The sequence below is a fragment of the Nonomuraea cavernae genome (genome assembly GCF_014646355.1).
GTDB lineage: Bacteria > Actinomycetota > Actinomycetes > Streptosporangiales > Streptosporangiaceae > Nonomuraea > Nonomuraea cavernae.
Genome location: NZ_BMNH01000017.1, coordinates 97,897 through 113,740, shown reverse-complemented (window position 1 = coordinate 113,740; position 15,844 = coordinate 97,897). Strand labels below are relative to the sequence as shown.

Below are 15,844 nucleotides of genomic sequence, written 5' to 3'. Positions count from 1 at the left end.
GGGAGTCGACATGAGGGTGGTCCTCGCCGGTGGCGGGACGGCCGGGCACATCGAGCCCGCACTCGCCCTTGCTGACGCGCTGCGCCGGCTTGACCCGGGCATCGGCATCACCTGCGTCGGCACCGAGCGCGGGCTTGAGACGCGGCTCATCCCCCCGAGGGGCTACGACCTGGAGCTGGTGCCCGCGGTGCCGCTGCCCAGGGCGATGACGCCGCGGCTGCTGACCGTGCCGGGGCGGCTGGCGGGCGCGGTCAACGCGGTGGCCGCGATCCTCGACCGGGTGTCGGCCGACGTCCTCGTCGGGTTCGGCGGCTACGTGGCGACCCCCGCCTACCTCGCGGCCAAGCGCCGCGGCCTGCCGATCGTCGTCCACGAGGCCAATCCCCGTCCGGGCCTGGCCAACCGGCTGGGCGCGCGGCTCACCGAGCACGTCTTCACCGGCTTCCCCGACGCCGCGCTGGCGGGGTCGGCCTACATCGGCACCCCGCTGCGGCGTGAGATCGTCACGCTCGACCGGCTGTCCATGGGCGACAAGGCCCGTTCCTGGTTCGGGCTGGAGAACGACCGGCCGACGCTGCTCGTGTTCGGCGGCTCCCAGGGGGCGAGGTCGATCAACGAGGCCGCGCTCGCCGCCGCGCCCGCGCTGCGGGCGGCGGGTGTGCAGGTGCTCCACGTGATCGGTCCCAAGAACACCGTCGAGCACGAGCCGCCGCCCGGCGACCCGCAGTACGTCCTTCTGCCCTACGTCGACCGGATGGACCTCGCCTACGCGGCCGCCGACCTGGCACTGTGCCGCGGCGGCGCGCTCACCTGCGCCGAGCTGACCGCGGTGGGACTGCCCGCCGCCTATGTGCCGCTGCCGCACGGCAACGGCGAGCAGCGCGTCAACTCCGAGCGCATCGCCGCGGGAGGCGGCGGCCTCATGGTCGACGATTCCAACTTGTCACCCGATTGGATCATTCAGAACGTGCTGCCCATCCTGCGCGACCCCGAGCGGGTCGCCGTCATGTCCGAAGCCGCCGCGAAGCTGGGGCGCAAGGACGCCGATGTCATGCTCGCGCGGAAAGTGTTGGAGATAGCCCGATGAGCCTGGTCAAGCTGGTGGATCCCGTCGCCGCGGGCGATCTCGGAAACGTGCACTTCATCGGCATCGGCGGCGCCGGCATGTCAGGCATCGCCCGCATCCTGCTCAAACGCGGCGTGCGGGTGTCCGGCAGCGACTCCCGCAGCTCCGACCAGGTGGTCGAGCTGCGCGAGCTGGGCGCGACCGTGCACATCGGCCACGCGGCCTCGCACATCAAGAACGTCGACACCGTGGTGGTCTCCACCGCGATCCGCGACTCCAACCCTGAGCTGGGCGAGGCGCTCAAGCAGGGGCTGCGGGTCATCCCGCGGGCCGCCGCGCTCGCCTCCGTGATGGCCGGGCGCACCGCCGTCGCCATCGCGGGCACCCACGGCAAGACCACCACCACCTCGATGCTGACCGTGGCGCTGCAGAAGTGCGGGGCCGACCCGTCCTACTGCGTCGGCGGCCAGCTCGTGACCACCGGGCTCGGCGCCGACGAGGGTTCCGGCCAGGTCTTCGTCGCCGAGGCCGACGAGAGCGACGGCTCGTTCCTCATGCTGGCGCCCGACATCGCCGTGGTGACCAACGTGGAGGCCGACCACCTCGACAACTACGGCGACCCGCGGGCGGTGCACGCCGGCTTCGAGCGGTTCGCCGACCGGGTGGGGTCGCTGCTCATCGTCTGCGCCGACGACCCGGGAGCGGTGGAGCTGGCCGAGCACGCGCGGGCCCGGGGCGTACGCGTGCGCACCTACGGCGAGGCGGGCGAGGTCCGGGTGAGCGGCGTGCGGCCCGACGGGTTCGGCACCCTGTTCACCATCGAGGGCCGGGGCGACGTCCGGTTGCCCGTGCCAGGGGCTCACAACGCGCTCAACGCCACCGCGGTGATCGCCGTGGCCGAGGAGCTGGGGCTGCCGTTCGAGGAGATCAGAGACGGGCTGGCGACCTTCACGGGGGCCAAGCGGCGCTTCGAGGCCAAGGGCGAGGCGGGCGGCGTGGCCGTGTTCGACAGCTACGCCCACCACCCGACCGAGCTGGCCGCCGACCTGCGGGCCGCGCGTGACGTGGTGGCCTCCTACTCGGGCACCGGCCGGGTCATCGCGATCTTCCAGCCGCACCTCTACTCCCGCACCAGGTTCTTCGCCGACGAGTTCGGCTCCGCGCTGGGCCTGGCCGACGTGGCCATCGTGCTCGACGTCTACGGCGCCCGCGAGGATCCCGAGCCGGGGGTGTCGGGCGCTCTGGTGGCGGGCCGGGTCCGGCTGCCGGCCGAGCGGGTCGCCTACGCGCCCGACCGCGCCGCGGTGCCCGCGCTGGCGGCCTCCCACGCGCGGGCGGGCGACATCGTGCTGACGATGGGCGCGGGCGACGTGACCGAGCTCGGCCCGCAGATCCTGGCCGAGCTGTCCGCCCGCTGACCCGCCCGGTGCGCGACGTGTTCGCCGTCCTTGGGCGCGCCTCGGGAGCCACGGGGCGGTCGCGGCGTAGGTTCGGGGCCACGGCTACGGATCCAGGGGAGAGATGAAGGCGCGGACCGCGTTCCTGGTGCTGCTCACCGCCGGCGTGGTGGGCAGCGCCGCCTGGCTGGTGTTCTGGTCGCCGGTGCTCGGCGTCCGCTCGATCGAGATCGTGGGAAATCTCACAGTGCCCTCCGACCAGATCGAACGGCAGGCCGGGGTGCCCAAGCTGCACCCGCTGGCCACGGTCGACCTCGACGAGGTGGAGAGCCGCGTGATGACCATCCGGCAGCTGGCCACAGCGAAGATCGACAGGGTCTGGCCCGGCACGCTCAAGATCGAGGTGGTCGAGCGCGAGCCGGTCGCCGCCCTCTACGTCGGAGGCAAGGCCGCGGTCGTCGACGGGCACGGCGTGGTCATCGAGGTCAGAGACATGGCCCCGCCCCTGCTGCCCGTGCTCAAGGTCGAACGGCCGGCCGCCGGCGACCCGGCGACGATGGCGGCGCTCCAGGTCATCCGCGGCCTGCCCGGCTCCCTGGCGGGCAGGGTGCGGCAGGTGCGGGCCACGTCGGCGGAGGACGTGTCGTTCGATCTGTCCGACGGCCGCACCGTCATCTGGGGTGGCTCCGACAGGGGCGAGGACAAGGCGCGCATCCTGACCACCCTGCTGCGGCGCGAGGCGGGCGTCTACGACGTGAGCTCGCCGGACGTGGTGACCCTGAAATGAGGCCGCCCGGCCGACGCGTCGGTGATCCGGCGGCGATGGCGGGGCGTCTATGGGACATGACTCGCATTTCACCGGCCATCGCGGTCTTCCGGTGTCGCGGCCCGGCGAATCCGGCGCGCGGCGGTCGCCGAGCCTGTCCACGGGGGAGGCCCCGGCGTGAGAGCCTGTAGCGCAGGAGTGCTCGGACCTGGCGTGACGGCAGAGCGAAACGGACAGCCCGCGACACGCCGGACGCGCTTGCGGCGCGGTTAGTTGACCCACCCAGAGCGTAACTCCTACTGTCCGTATCAATCCTCAGGTTGACATAAATCTGAATCTCAACTTGAGGTTGAGAGTTAACGAATGAAAGAACGCGGAGTCGATCCGCACCGAAATGGCAAGTCAACGAGCGGAAAGGCCCCTCGTCGTGGCAGCACCGCAGAACTACCTCGCGGTCATCAAGGTCGTCGGCATCGGCGGCGGCGGAGTCAACGCCGTCAACCGGATGATCGAGGAGGGACTCAAGGGCGTCGAGTTCATCGCGATAAACACCGACGCCCAGGCGCTGCTGATGAGTGACGCCGACGTCAAACTCGACGTGGGCCGCGAGCTCACGCGCGGACTGGGCGCTGGCGCCAACCCTGATGTGGGGCGCAAGGCGGCCGAAGACCACCGTGAGGAGATCGAGGAGGTCCTCAAGGGGGCCGACATGGTCTTCGTCACAGCCGGCGAGGGAGGCGGCACCGGCACCGGTGGCGCGCCCGTCGTCGCCAACATCGCCCGGTCGCTCGGCGCGCTGACGATAGGAGTCGTCACCCGGCCGTTCAGCTTCGAGGGCCGGCGCAGGGCCTCGCAGGCCGAGGCCGGCATCGAGACGCTGCGCGACGAGGTCGACACCCTCATCGTGATCCCCAACGACCGCCTGCTGTCGATCTCCGACCGGCAGGTCAGCGTCCTCGACGCGTTCAAGGCGGCCGACCAGGTGCTGCTGTCGGGTGTGCAGGGCATCACCGACCTGATCACCACGCCCGGCCTGATCAACCTCGACTTCGCCGACGTCAAGTCGGTCATGTCCGGGGCCGGCTCGGCACTGATGGGCATCGGCCACGCGCGTGGCGACGACCGCTCGGTGGCGGCCGCGGAGATGGCCGTCTCCAGCCCGCTGCTCGAGGCCAGCATCGACGGCGCGCACGGCGTGCTGCTGTCGATCGCCGGCGGCTCCGACCTCGGCCTGTTCGAGATCAACGAGGCGGCCCAGCTCGTCTCGATGGCCGCGGCGCCCGACGCCAACATCATCTTCGGCACGGTCATCGACGACGCCCTGGGCGACGAGGTGCGGGTCACCGTCATCGCCGCGGGCTTCGACGACGTGCCGCCGCCGGTGGAGAAGCCGCTGCCGCGGCCGCAGAGCCGTCCGGCGGCGCCGGCCGCGGCGCCGCCCGTGACACCGCCGCGTCCCGCCACGCCCACCGTGAAGGCCGAGCCGGCGCCGCGCCACGATCCGCGTCCCGAGCCCCGCCCGGAGGTCAGGCCCGACCCGCGCCCGGAGCCTCGGGTCGAGGTGCGGCCCGAGCCGGCGCGCCCCGTCGAGGGCGTTCCCGCCCCCGTCGCGGCGCCCGAGCCGGTCGCCGAGGAGCCGCCCGTCTCGATCCCGCGGCCCACGCCCGAGCCCGCCAATCCGCCCACCCCCATCACCTCCCGCATGTCGGAGCCCGGCAAACGTCGTCCGGTGGTCTTCGAGGAGCAGGAGGAGGAGCTGGACGTTCCCGACTTCCTCAAGTGACCCACCAGGCTCCTCGCCGCTCCGCCCCCCTTCTCAGAGGTACGGCGGAGCGGCGTCGCCGTGTGTGGGGGTCATCGCGCCCCCGGGCCCGTGGGCTCGCCGAGCCGTCCGCGCGGAACAATCATGTGCGGTCCGCGGGCGCGCGGGGCCGTCGTGCCGAACAATGGGGTAAGCCCATGCAAAAGGGAGAAGCGTGATGAGGCGGGACGAGATCGCGGCCGGACTGGCCGAGGTCGAACAGCGGATCGGGGAGGCGTGCCGGGCGGCGGGACGCGACCGCGGCGAGGTCACGCTGATCGCGGTCACCAAGACGCGCCCCGCCGAGGACGTGCGGATCCTGTGCGAGCTGGGTGTGCGCGACGTCGGCGAGAACCGCGACCAGGAGGCCGCACCGAAGGCGCGCGAGCTCGCCGGGCTGCCGCTGACCTGGCACTTCGTCGGGCAACTGCAGAGCAACAAGGTGCGTTCGGTGGTCGGTTACGCCGACGTGATCCACTCGGTCGACCGGCTCAGACTGGCCGCGGCCGTCAGCAAGGAGGCGGGCCGCCAGGGGCGCGAGATCGGCTGCCTGGTGCAGGTCTCGCTCGACGACGACCCCGGCAGGGGTGGCGCCATGCCGGGCGACGTGCTCGACCTCGCCGACCAGATCGCCGCCTACGACAACGTCTGGCTGGGCGGGGTCATGGCGGTGGCCCCGCTGGGCGAGGAGCCGGCCAAGGCGTTCGCCCGGCTACAGGATGTGGCCCTCGCCGTACAGGAGCGACACCCGCGTGCCACGATGATTTCGGCGGGCATGAGCGAGGACCTCGCCGAGGCGGTCGCCTACGGCGCGACACACCTGCGGGTCGGTACGGCGTTGCTCGGCCGTCGCAAGCCCTTCGTCAGGTAATGTCCCGTCAAGTGGGCCTTCAGGCCCACCTATCCAGTAGAGGTCGATCAGCGGTGAGCTTCAAGGGGGTACGCCTACCGCCTCGGGCCCGGCGACTGGCCCGAGCGAGTGCGACCATGAGCAGGAGGACGACGTAGCGATGGCCGGCGCGATGCGCAAGATGGCGGTCTACCTCGGTCTCGTGGAGGACGACCGTTACGAGAGGTACGAAAGCTACCCCGACGAGTACGCCTACGACGACGACTCCCCGCGTGTCGGCGAGGACCGGCCCGTCGCGGTCCAGGACCGTGACGACGACGCCGATCCCGGATCCTCCGCGCCCAGGCCCACCACGACCGTCCTGGAGCGCCGCACGACCGATCTGGCCCGCATCACCACGCTGCACCCCCGCACGTACAACGAGGCGAGGACGATCGGCGAGCACTTCCGCGACGGCACGCCGGTGATCATGAACTTGACCGAGATGGTCGACAGCGACGCCAAGCGGCTCGTCGATTTCGCGGCAGGTCTCGTCTTTGGCCTACACGGCAGCATCGAACGTGTTACCAACAAGGTGTTCCTGTTGTCCCCAGCCAATGTCGAGGTGACCGCCGAGGACAAGGCCCGAATCGCGGAGCGCGGGTTCTTCAACCAGAGTTAGAGTCTCTGTATGTCTATCGCACCCAGCCTGGTCTCACCGAGGCCCGGGGGGCACATGAGAAGTGGAGGCGCGGCCAGACCGTGGGGATCGTAAGTCAGATCTTGGTCATCATCCTGGCGCTCTACCTGGTGCTGCTCATCGGCAGGATGATCTTTGAGACGGTCCAGGCGTTCGCCCGCCAATGGCGGCCCTCGGGGGTCGTTCTGGTGCTAGCCGAAGCCACATACACCGCAACAGACCCACCCCTTAAGTTCCTCCGCCGTTTCATTCCTCCGCTCCGGTTGGGTACGGTGGCCTTTGACCTAAGCTTCACAGTGCTCTTCATCGTCGTCCTGATCTTGCTGCAGATCGCGCAGTCGCTGGGCGGGTGAAGGGGGCTGCCGGGGCCCTGGTCAAGATCCAACTCGTGTCCGCGCTGAAGTGATTCGGGTTCTACCGTCCCTCCGGACAGACTCCAAGCGCGCCAAGGAGAGCAAAAGATGCCGCTGACGCCCGCTGATGTGCGGAACAAGCAATTCAGTACGACCCGGCTTCGGCCGGGCTACGACGAGGAAGAGGTCGATGCCTTCCTCGACGAAGTCGAGGCTGAGCTTGACCGCCTGATCCAAGAGAACGAGGAGCTTCGCGCCAAACTGGGCGAGTGCCTGCGTGGGAAGGTCCCGGGTGGCATGAACATGCCCATGGCCTCCGCGCCGGTCCAGGAAGGGCCGAAGCCCGAGATGATGATGCCGCCGCAGCCGGAGCCCATGAAGGCGCCCGAGCCGCAGCAGCAGCCGATGCCCGTGGCCATGAACATGCCTCCCGCCGAGGACAACATGGACACCGCGGCCCGCGTGCTGGCGCTTGCCCAGCAGACCGCCGACCAGGCGATCTCCGACGCCCGTCGTGAGGCCGACGAGACCGTCACCCGGGCCCGCCGCGAGGCCGACGAGATCCTCACCAAGGCCCGCCGTCAGGCCGAGCAGGTCATCGGCGACGCCCGGGCCCGTGCCGAGACGCTCGAGCGCGACGCGCAGGAGCGCCACCGTCAGGCCATGGGCTCCCTCGTCCAGACGCGTGACGAGCTCGAGCGCAAGGTCGAGGAGCTGCGCAGCTTCGAGCGCGAATACCGCAGCCGTCTCAAGCTCTACCTGGAGAACCAGCTCGCCGAGCTCAACGTCTCCGCCGAGGGCAGCGGTGGCTTTCCGGTGATGCCGGGCGGACCCGCGGGTGTGGCTCCGGCCATGTCGCACGCGGTGTCCCCGGGGGGGCAGCCGCCTCTTCCCGGTGGTCCCAACCCGTTCGGTGGCGAGGCTCCGCAGGGCGCTTTCCCCGGCGGCGACGGTCCCCACGGCGACCGCCGGTAAAGTAGCGGGTCAATGGGACCCGTCACTCGAAAGAGCCCTCTGTGATCCTTATCAGCGCTGGTTTGGTGCTCGCGGCGGTCGTGTTACTGATCGCGGGCTTCGTACTGGCCAAGGTCTACCTGATCATGTGGTCCATCGTGGCCAGCGTGCTGTCCGCGCTGTTCCTCGTGATCGGTGTGTTCCTGCGGCGTCATGAGTTGTTCCCCGGTGGTGGACGGGCCGCCGAGCCGGTCAGATCGCCGGCGGGCCTCGCGCCGCCCGGGATTCCGCACACCCAGGCCGGCCCGATGGGGGCGCCGCCGGTCGCGCGTCCGCAGCTGACGCAGCAGACGGTGACCATGCCCGCTCCGGCTCCCCGCCGCCCCGCGGCGAGGGGGATCTCCCCGGACTCGATCGTCCTGGTGATCCCCGGGCGCAAGCGCTACCACGTTCCGGGCTGCCGCCAGCTGGCCGGACGAGATCACGAAGAGCTCACGCACGAAGAGGCGCGCGAGGAGGGGTTCACCCCATGCACCACGTGCCTGCCGGACGCGGCGCTCGGCGGACGACAGTCGCCGCCCGAGGCCGACCCGGCCGTGTCCACCGAGAGCCGGGCTCACGCCACTGAGCCCGCCCGTTCCGGGTCCACCCGTTCCGAGTCCGCCCGTTCCGGGTCCGCCCGTTCCGAGTCCGCCGGTTCGGATCCCGTTCGTCCCGGGCCTGTCAACGAGTCGCGTGCCCCTCGCCCCCCGGGCACGGACAGGCAGCCGATGGCCCGGCCGAAGCCCGATGCCCGGGTTTCCACCCCCAGCCCGGAGCCCGCCCCCGCCGCCTCCCACGAGGACCGGTCGGCCGGGTGGTTCGGGCGTCCGTCGGATCCCGCGCAGGGCTCGTCCTCCAGCGGCCCCGCCGAGTGGCCTGCCTCCCGTACGGCCAAGCCCGGCGAGGAAGAATCCGGCCAGACGACTTTCGTGGCCGTCCGCCGGGGGCCTCACGACTCCCGAGCGGAGGTCGCCACATCCTCCTCCCCTGGTGACCGCTCCGCCCCCACAGAGCGTCCTGAGCGTCCGTCAGCCCGATCGGGCCGATCCGAAGGTTCGGAGAAACCCACTCGCGGCGCCGATGCCGAGGCCGACCTGACCGACCAGGGCCCGGAGACCCGGCCCCAGCGGGCGGTGTCCGCCACGGGAGAGCCGATCGAGGCCCCGCCCGCGCGTACGGGAGGGGCCGGGCGCGGTTCCCCGGCGGAGTCCCCACGGTCCTCGTCGTCCGGTGGCTCCGCTGCCGGCGGCCAGGGCAGGCCGCAACGCCCGGGAGCGTCCCCGGGGTCCCAGGGAGCCCCAGGGCAGCGTTCCGGACCCGGTTCGGCGGGAGCGTCCCAGCGGCCCACGTCCTCGCCCGGCCGGGGCGAGCCGGAGGGCGCCGGGTCCGAGCCCGAGCCGGAGGAGACCGCTCGTTTCCCCTCGCGGCCGGTCCGCTTGGAGCCGTCCGGCGAGGCCGCTGGACCACGGTTGGCGAGCGAGCCGCGGGACACGGCGGCGGGCACGTCCGGAGCAGCGAGGGAGTCAGGCGCTACGTCGGGCGCGTCGGACAGGTCATCGACGCGACCGGCCGCGACAGCCGAACGTAAGGGTGGAGCCGGAGGCGAGGACAGGTCGGACACGGCGCCCACCGGTGAAGATGCCGTGGGTAAGGGCGCGGCGTCGCCCGGCACTGCTAAGGGCACGGCCGCCACGGGAGCCAAGGAGTCCAAGGACGCCGAGTGGGCCAAGGACGCCGAGTGGGCCAAGGACGCCGAGCGGGCCAAGGACGCCGAGCGCGCTAAGGACGCCGAGCGCGCTAAGGACGCCGAGCGCGCTAAGGACGCCGAGCGCGCCAAGGACGCTGAGCGGGCCAAGGACCCTGACCGCGCTAAGGACGCTGAGCGGGCCAAGGATGTCGAGGGTGGCAAGGGCGCTGAGGGTGGCGAACGCGCTGGTAACGGGGCCGGCAAGGAGACCCCTGCCAAGGAGCGCGCCGCCACGGTGAAGGTGATCTCCGGGACGCGCCGCTACCACGGTACCGACTGCCCGCTGATCAGGGGCGCCGGTGACAGCGGTGTGGAGACCATGACCCTCGCTCAGGCGGAGACGGCGGGCCTCACCAGTTGTTCGGTCTGCCAGAGCGACCGTGAGACGGCCGGCTGAGCCCGGCGTTCGAGACAGTCGCGAGCGACCACCGCAGGACGTCAGGACGTCAGGATCAGGACGTCAGGACGTGCCTGAAGGCGACACGGGGAACCAATGCCGTCCCAACACCTAGCGATCTGGTGGATTTCGGTGCCGAGGCAGTCCAGAACGTAGCGAGTCTGTTCCGGGACGATAAGGCGGGTTCCGATACGTGCCCAGGCGGGCCAGAACGTAGCGAGCCTGTGCCGAGGTGGTCCCAGGATGTGCTGCCAGGGTCCCGGCGAGCTTCGAAACGCTGGATGGCCCGGGCGTGCTCCCCGTGGGAGAGCACGCCCGGGCGATAGGCCGTCAGGAGCGGCGGAGCTGGAAGGTCAGGCCCAGGTCCGCGTCGGTGTGGGAGGGCAGGCCAGGCTCGGATCCCTCCGTGACCGACGTGGCCAGCACCTCGTCCGCCACCGGGCCGGCACCGGAGCGCAGGGCTTCGGCGAGGTCGGGGCCGGAGGCGGTCCACCACAGGTCGATGCGGTCGGTGATGGACAGGCCGGTGGACTTGCGGGCCTCCTGCACCAGGCGGATGACCTCGCGCAGCAGGCCGGCGCGGCGTAGCTCGTCGGTCAGCTCCAGGTCGAGCGCGACCGTCTCGCCGGTGCCCGTGTCGACCGCGCCGGTCTCCACCGCCCAGCCCGAGCGGGGCTGTTCGGTGACGATCACCTCGTCAGGGCCCAGCGAGACCGGGCCGAGCTCGCCCGCCTCGACGGTCACCGTGGCGCCCGAGCGCAGGGCGCGGGCCAGCGTGGTGGAGTCGGCGGAGGTCACCGCGGCGGCCACCAGCTTGGTCTGGGAGCCGAAGCGCTTGCCGAGCGCACGGAAATTGGGCTTGACCGTGTAGGACACGAGATCGGCGCTGAAGCCGGACATGTCCTCCAGTGCCTGGACGTTCAGCTCGTCGGCGATGAGAGCGCGGAGCTCGGGCGGGAGCGCCGGCCAGCCGTGCGCCCCGACGAGCGCGCGGCCGAGCGGCTGGCGGGTCTTGACCCCGGAGGACGCGCGGGCCGAGCGGCCCAGCTCCACCAGGCGGCGGACGAGCGCCATCTGCTCCGACAGCGCCGGGTCGAGCAGGTCCTCCCGCACGGCCGGCCAGGAGGCCAGGTGCACCGAGGACGGGGCGTCATCGGCCCGCAGCACGTCCCACAGGTAGTCGGTGACGAACGGCGTGATGGGCGCCATCAGCCGGGTGACCGTCTCCAGGCACTCGTACAGGGTCGCGAACGCCTCCCGCGAGCCCTGCCAGAAGCGGCGGCGCGAGCGGCGGACGTACCAGTTGGACAGGTCGTCGAGGAACTCGGCGAGCCTGCGGCCGGCGCGCTGGGTGTCGTACTCGTCGAGCGAGGCCGTGACGTCGGCCACCGTGCGGTGCAGCTCGGCCAGCGCCCACCGGTCGAGCAACGGGCGCTCGGACGCGGGCAGCGCGTCCGCGAGCATCGCGGGCGACCACGACTCGGCGCCCGCGTAGAGGGTGAAGAAGGAGGCGGTGTTCCAGTAGGTCAGCAGGACCTTGCGGACGATCTCCTCCAGCGTGTTGTGGCCCACGCGCCGGGCTGCCCAGGGGGAGCCCGAGCAGGCCATGAACCAGCGCAGCGCGTCGGCGCCGTGCTCGTCCATCAGCGAGATGGGCTCCAGCACGTTGCCGAGGTGCTTGCTCATCTTGCGGCCGTCCTCGGCCAGGATGAGCCCGAGGCAGAGCACGTTCTCGTAGGACGACTGGCCGAAGACCAGGGTGCCGACGGCCATCAGCGAGTAGAACCAGCCACGGGTCTGGTCGGTCGCCTCGCAGATGAACTGCGCCGGGTAGACGCCCTCGGGCTTGCCCCGGGCGCCCCACTGGGCGAAGGGCATGGAGCCGGAGTCGTACCAGGCGTCGATGACGTCGGGCACCCGGCGCGCCTCGGCGCCGCAGGTGGGGCAGGGGAGGGTCACGTCGTCGACGTAGGGGCGGTGCGGGTCGAGCGCGGACACGTCGCGGCCGGCCAGGGCGCCCAGCTCGTCCATCGAGCCCACGCACGTCACGTGGGACTCGTCGGCCGAGCACACCCACAGCGGCAGCGGTGTGCCCCAGTAGCGCGAGCGCGACAGCGACCAGTCGACGTTGTTGCGCAGCCACTCGCCGAACCGGCCCCACTTGATCGTCTCGGGGTACCAGTTGGTCGTGGAGTTCTCCGCCAGCAGCTGGTCCTTGACCGCGGTGGTGCGGATGTACCAGGAGGGGAGCGCGTAGTAGAGCAGCGGCGTGTGGCAGCGCCAGCAGTGGGGGTAGCTGTGCTCGAAGTGGCCGCCGCGGAACAGCAGGCCCCGCTCCCGCAGATCGTCGGTGAGCGCCTCGTCGGCGTCCTTGAAGAACTGCCCGCCGACCATCGGCACGTCGTCGAGGAAGCGTCCGTCGGGGCCGATCGGGTTGACGACCGGCATGTCGTACCGCTTGGTCACGGCCAGGTCGTCGGCGCCGAACGCGGGCGCCTGGTGGACCAGGCCGGTGCCGTCCTCGACGGTGACGTAGTCGCCGAGCACCACGTAGTGGGAGCCCGGGATGTCGACCAGGTCGAAGGGGCGGGAGTAGGGGGTGCGCTCCAGCTCGCGGCCGGAGAGGCGGGCGACCTCGGTGACGCCCTCGCCGAGCACCGCCAGCAGCGGCTCGGCCACCACCAGCACCTCACCGCCGGGGGTGCGCGCGGCGACGTAGGTCACGTCGGGGTGCACGGCGACCGCGGTGTTGGACACCAGGGTCCACGGCGTCGTCGTCCAGACCAGCAGCGAGGCGTCCAGCTCGGCCAGCGGGCCGGAGGTCACGGGCATGCGGACGTAGACGGACGGGCTGGACACGGTCTCGTAGCCGCCCGGCTGGCCCAGCTCGTGGTCGGACAGGCCGGTGCCGCAACGCGGGCAGTAGGGGGTGATGCGGAAGTCGCGGAACAGCAGCCCCTTGTCGAAGACGACCTTGAGCGACCACCACACCGACTCGATGTAGGACGGATCCATGGTCCGGTAGGCGGTGGACAGGTCGATCCAGTAGCCCATCCGCTCGGTCATCTGCTCGAACGCGTCGACGTGACGCAGCACCGACTCACGGCACTTGTCGTTGAACTCGGCGATGCCGTAGTCCTCGATGTCCTTCTTGCCGGCGAGGCCGAGCTCCTTCTCCACGCCGACCTCGACCGGCAGGCCGTGGCAGTCCCAGCCGGCCTTGCGCGGCACGCTGAAGCCGCGCATCGACTTGTAGCGGGGGAAGAGGTCCTTGAAGACGCGGGCCTCGACGTGGTGGACGCCGGGCAGGCCGTTGGCGGTGGGCGGGCCCTCGTAGAAGACCCAGGCCGGGTTGCCGTCGTTCTGCTCGACGGAACGCTCGAAGATCTTGCCGTCCCGCCACCGGTCGAGGACCTCACGCTCGAGCGCGGGCAGGTCGACCTGCGCGGGAAGAGAGCGGAACGTAGGGGAAGACATCTCGGGCGGGCCTCCACGCGATCACTGGCTACAGGGCTGCGTGAAGGGACGAAGCCGACGTGCGGCCCCGCGGTACCACCCTTCTTGGCCTCGGAGAGGCCCTCTTCGTTCGGGCTGCGGCCGGGTCTAGTGAGCTTCGGGGAAGCCGTTCTTCCGGCGGCTCCGGGGTGATGTCCCTCACATGGGGCCCCATCGACGCCTTGCAGCCTTCACACCATAACGCAGGTCGGAGGCAAAGGCTTCCTGGTTTGGCCGGTGACGATCCTGTCTCCGGTACGGAAGTCGTAAACGCCGTCAAAGATGAGGGAATGGGCGCTGCTGAGGGGGAGTTGAGAGGGCGGGGCGGGATAGTACGGGGGAGGTAAACGACCCGGCGGGTCGTTTGTCGATCCGTTATGGGGGCACCTAAGCTGCCCGCACCATTCACGGCCTTGATCAGCAATGGAGGCAGCCATGGCGGCAGTCACGCAGACCGCTACACCGGCGATGTGGTCGCAAGAGGAGCTGGCCGAGGTACGCGGCGCCCTGAAGACGGAGATCGACGAACTCAACACCGACATCCTCCGGCACGAGTCGGAGATCGCCTCCGGCGATGTGACCCAGGGTGCCGGTGACGACCAGGCGGACGCCGGAGCCAAGACGTACGAGCGGGAACGCGAGATCGCCCTTACCCTGAATGCACGCGACCTGGTCGCGCAGAACGAACGTGCGATCGCCAGGATCGACGCAGGGACCTATGGAGTGTGCGAATCGTGCCACAAGCCGATCGGCAAGGAACGTCTGCAGGCGTTCCCGAGGGCGACGCTGTGCGTGGCCTGCAAGCAGAGGGAGGAACGCCGGTAGGCGGACGGCGCGGACGTCTCGCCGCGGTCCTCGTCGGACTGGCCGTCGTGATCTACGCGGCCGATCTGATCACCAAGACCCTGGTGCTGCGTGCCCTGGAGGGCAAGCCGCCGCTGGTCGTGATCGAGGGCGTGCTGCAGTTCAGAGTGATCTTCAATTCCGGTGCCGCCTTCAGCATCGGCACCGGAATGACGATCGTCTTCACCTTCATCGCCGTGGGCGTGGTGGTGGCCATCATCCGCACCGCCCGTAAACTGGGCAGCGTCCCGTGGGCGCTCACGCTGGGCCTGCTGCTCGGCGGGGCGCTCGGCAACCTGACCGACCGGCTCCTGCGCTACCCGTCGGGGATCGGCAGGGACACGCAGTTCCAGGGGCACGTCGTCGACTTTGTCGAGGTGCTGCCCGGCAGGTTCCCGGTCATCGACTACTTCCCGGTGTTCAACATCGCCGACTCGGCGATCGTCTGCGGCGGGATCCTGGCCGTGGTCCTGGCCTGGCGGGGCTACCAGATCGACGGCACGAGGGAGGGCAAGAGTGGCCGAGCAGCGTAGCCTGCCCGTGCCCGACGGGCTGGAGGGCGAACGGCTCGACGCCGCGCTCTCGCGCCTGTTCGGGTTCTCCCGTACCCGCGCGGCCGAGCTGATCGTCGCCGGTGAGGTGCTGGTCGACGGCCGGCACCCGGCCAAGTCCGACCGGGTGCACGCGGGCGCCTGGCTCGACGTGACGCTCCCGCCGCCGGTGGTGGCACCGATGCCGGTCGCCGAGCCCGTGCCCGGCATGCGCGTGGTGCACGAGGACGACGACATCGTCGTGGTCAACAAGCCCATCGGGGTGGCCGCCCACCCGACCGTCGGCTGGACCGGCCCGACGGTGCTCGGCGGGCTGCTCGGCGCCGGCCACACGATCACCACCAGCGGCGCGGCCGAACGCCAGGGCATCGTGCACCGGCTCGACGCCAACACCACGGGCGCGATGGTGGTGGCCAAGAGCGAGCGTGCCTACTCCCACCTGAAGCGCGCCTTCAAGGAGCGTACGGTCGACAAGCGCTACCACGCGCTGGTCCAGGGGCATCCCGACCCGTTCCGGGGCACCGTGGACGCGCCCATCGACCGGCACCCGTCCGGCGACGGCAGGTTCGCGGTCGTCGCGGGCGGCAAGCCGTCGATCACCCACTACGACACGATCGAGGCGTTCCGGGCGGCGTCGCTGCTCGACATCAAGCTGGAGACCGGCCGCACCCACCAGATCCGGGTGCACATGTCGGCGCTGCGCCACCCGTGCGTGGGTGACCTGATGTACGGCGCCGATCCGACGATCGCGGCCCGGCTGGGCCTCACCCGCCAGTGGCTGCACGCGGTGGCGCTCGGCTTCGAGCATCCCGGCAGCGGCGAGTGGATCTCCTTCGGCACCGACTACCCCGATGACCTGCAGAAGGCGCTCGACATCGTCCGCGCCGAGTCCTGAGCCCGCGG

Annotated in this window: 13 protein-coding genes; 12 read left to right on the top strand and 1 reads right to left on the bottom strand. The window is 71.0% G+C overall.

Features of this window, described 5'->3' with window-relative positions:
- The first annotated feature begins 10 nt into the window (after positions 1–10).
- The 9 genes from murG to IEY82_RS24985 all read left to right on the top strand — a co-directional run bounded on the left by murG (position 11) and on the right by IEY82_RS24985 (position 10,052).
- On the top strand, positions 11–1,087 hold the full coding sequence (murG, locus tag IEY82_RS25025; RefSeq protein ID WP_189126647.1) for an undecaprenyldiphospho-muramoylpentapeptide beta-N-acetylglucosaminyltransferase: 1,077 nt from the start codon (positions 11–13) through the stop codon (positions 1,085–1,087).
- The gene (gene murC, locus IEY82_RS25020) at positions 1,084–2,484 is read left to right on the top strand and encodes a UDP-N-acetylmuramate--L-alanine ligase (RefSeq protein ID WP_189126646.1); all 1,401 of its coding nucleotides are present in this window, start codon (positions 1,084–1,086) and stop codon (positions 2,482–2,484) included. The genes murG and murC overlap by 4 nt, the downstream gene beginning before the upstream one ends.
- Positions 2,485–2,587: 103 nt before the next feature.
- A complete protein-coding gene (locus tag IEY82_RS25015; RefSeq protein WP_189126645.1) occupies positions 2,588–3,250 on the top strand; it encodes a cell division protein FtsQ/DivIB in 663 nt (220 codons plus the stop codon).
- Positions 3,251–3,656: 406 nt separating this feature from the next.
- Entirely contained in the window at positions 3,657–5,012 is a 1,356-nt protein-coding gene (gene ftsZ / locus IEY82_RS25010; protein ID WP_189126644.1) for a cell division protein FtsZ, read from the top strand.
- A gap of 196 nt (positions 5,013–5,208) precedes the next feature.
- Positions 5,209–5,901: a YggS family pyridoxal phosphate-dependent enzyme gene (locus tag IEY82_RS25005; protein WP_189126643.1), complete on the top strand. Its 693-nt coding sequence runs from the start codon at positions 5,209–5,211 to the stop codon at positions 5,899–5,901.
- A gap of 139 nt (positions 5,902–6,040) precedes the next feature.
- Positions 6,041–6,541, top strand: coding sequence for a cell division protein SepF (locus IEY82_RS25000; RefSeq protein WP_189126642.1), 501 nt, complete (start codon positions 6,041–6,043; stop codon positions 6,539–6,541).
- 80 nt (positions 6,542–6,621) lie between these two features.
- Complete coding sequence (locus tag IEY82_RS24995) at positions 6,622–6,912, top strand: YggT family protein (RefSeq protein WP_189126641.1); 291 nt, start codon at positions 6,622–6,624, stop codon at positions 6,910–6,912.
- Positions 6,913–7,020: 108 nt separating this feature from the next.
- Positions 7,021–7,887, top strand: a complete 867-nt coding sequence (locus IEY82_RS24990; protein WP_189126640.1) for a DivIVA domain-containing protein — start codon at positions 7,021–7,023, stop codon at positions 7,885–7,887.
- A 41-nt stretch (positions 7,888–7,928) separates the two neighbouring features.
- A complete protein-coding gene (locus IEY82_RS24985) occupies positions 7,929–10,052 on the top strand; it encodes a hypothetical protein (protein WP_189126639.1) in 2,124 nt (707 codons plus the stop codon).
- A 330-nt stretch (positions 10,053–10,382) separates the two neighbouring features.
- Here IEY82_RS24985 and ileS read toward each other — a convergent pair whose 3' ends face one another.
- Positions 10,383–13,529, bottom strand: coding sequence for an isoleucine--tRNA ligase (ileS, locus tag IEY82_RS24980; RefSeq protein WP_189126638.1), 3,147 nt, complete (start codon positions 13,527–13,529; stop codon positions 10,383–10,385).
- Positions 13,530–13,982: 453 nt separating this feature from the next.
- On the opposite strand from ileS, the gene IEY82_RS24975 reads away from it, so the two are divergent.
- The 3 genes from IEY82_RS24975 to IEY82_RS24965 are packed head-to-tail and all read left to right on the top strand — an operon-like array spanning position 13,983 to position 15,836.
- Entirely contained in the window at positions 13,983–14,372 is a 390-nt protein-coding gene (locus IEY82_RS24975) for a TraR/DksA family transcriptional regulator (protein WP_189126637.1), read from the top strand.
- Positions 14,336–14,923, top strand: a complete 588-nt coding sequence (gene lspA, locus IEY82_RS24970; protein WP_372459748.1) for a signal peptidase II — start codon at positions 14,336–14,338, stop codon at positions 14,921–14,923. Before IEY82_RS24975 ends, lspA begins: the two co-directional genes overlap by 37 nt.
- On the top strand, positions 14,907–15,836 hold the full coding sequence (locus tag IEY82_RS24965; RefSeq protein WP_189126635.1) for an RluA family pseudouridine synthase: 930 nt from the start codon (positions 14,907–14,909) through the stop codon (positions 15,834–15,836). Before lspA ends, IEY82_RS24965 begins: the two co-directional genes overlap by 17 nt.
- Positions 15,837–15,844: the final 8 nt, after the last annotated feature.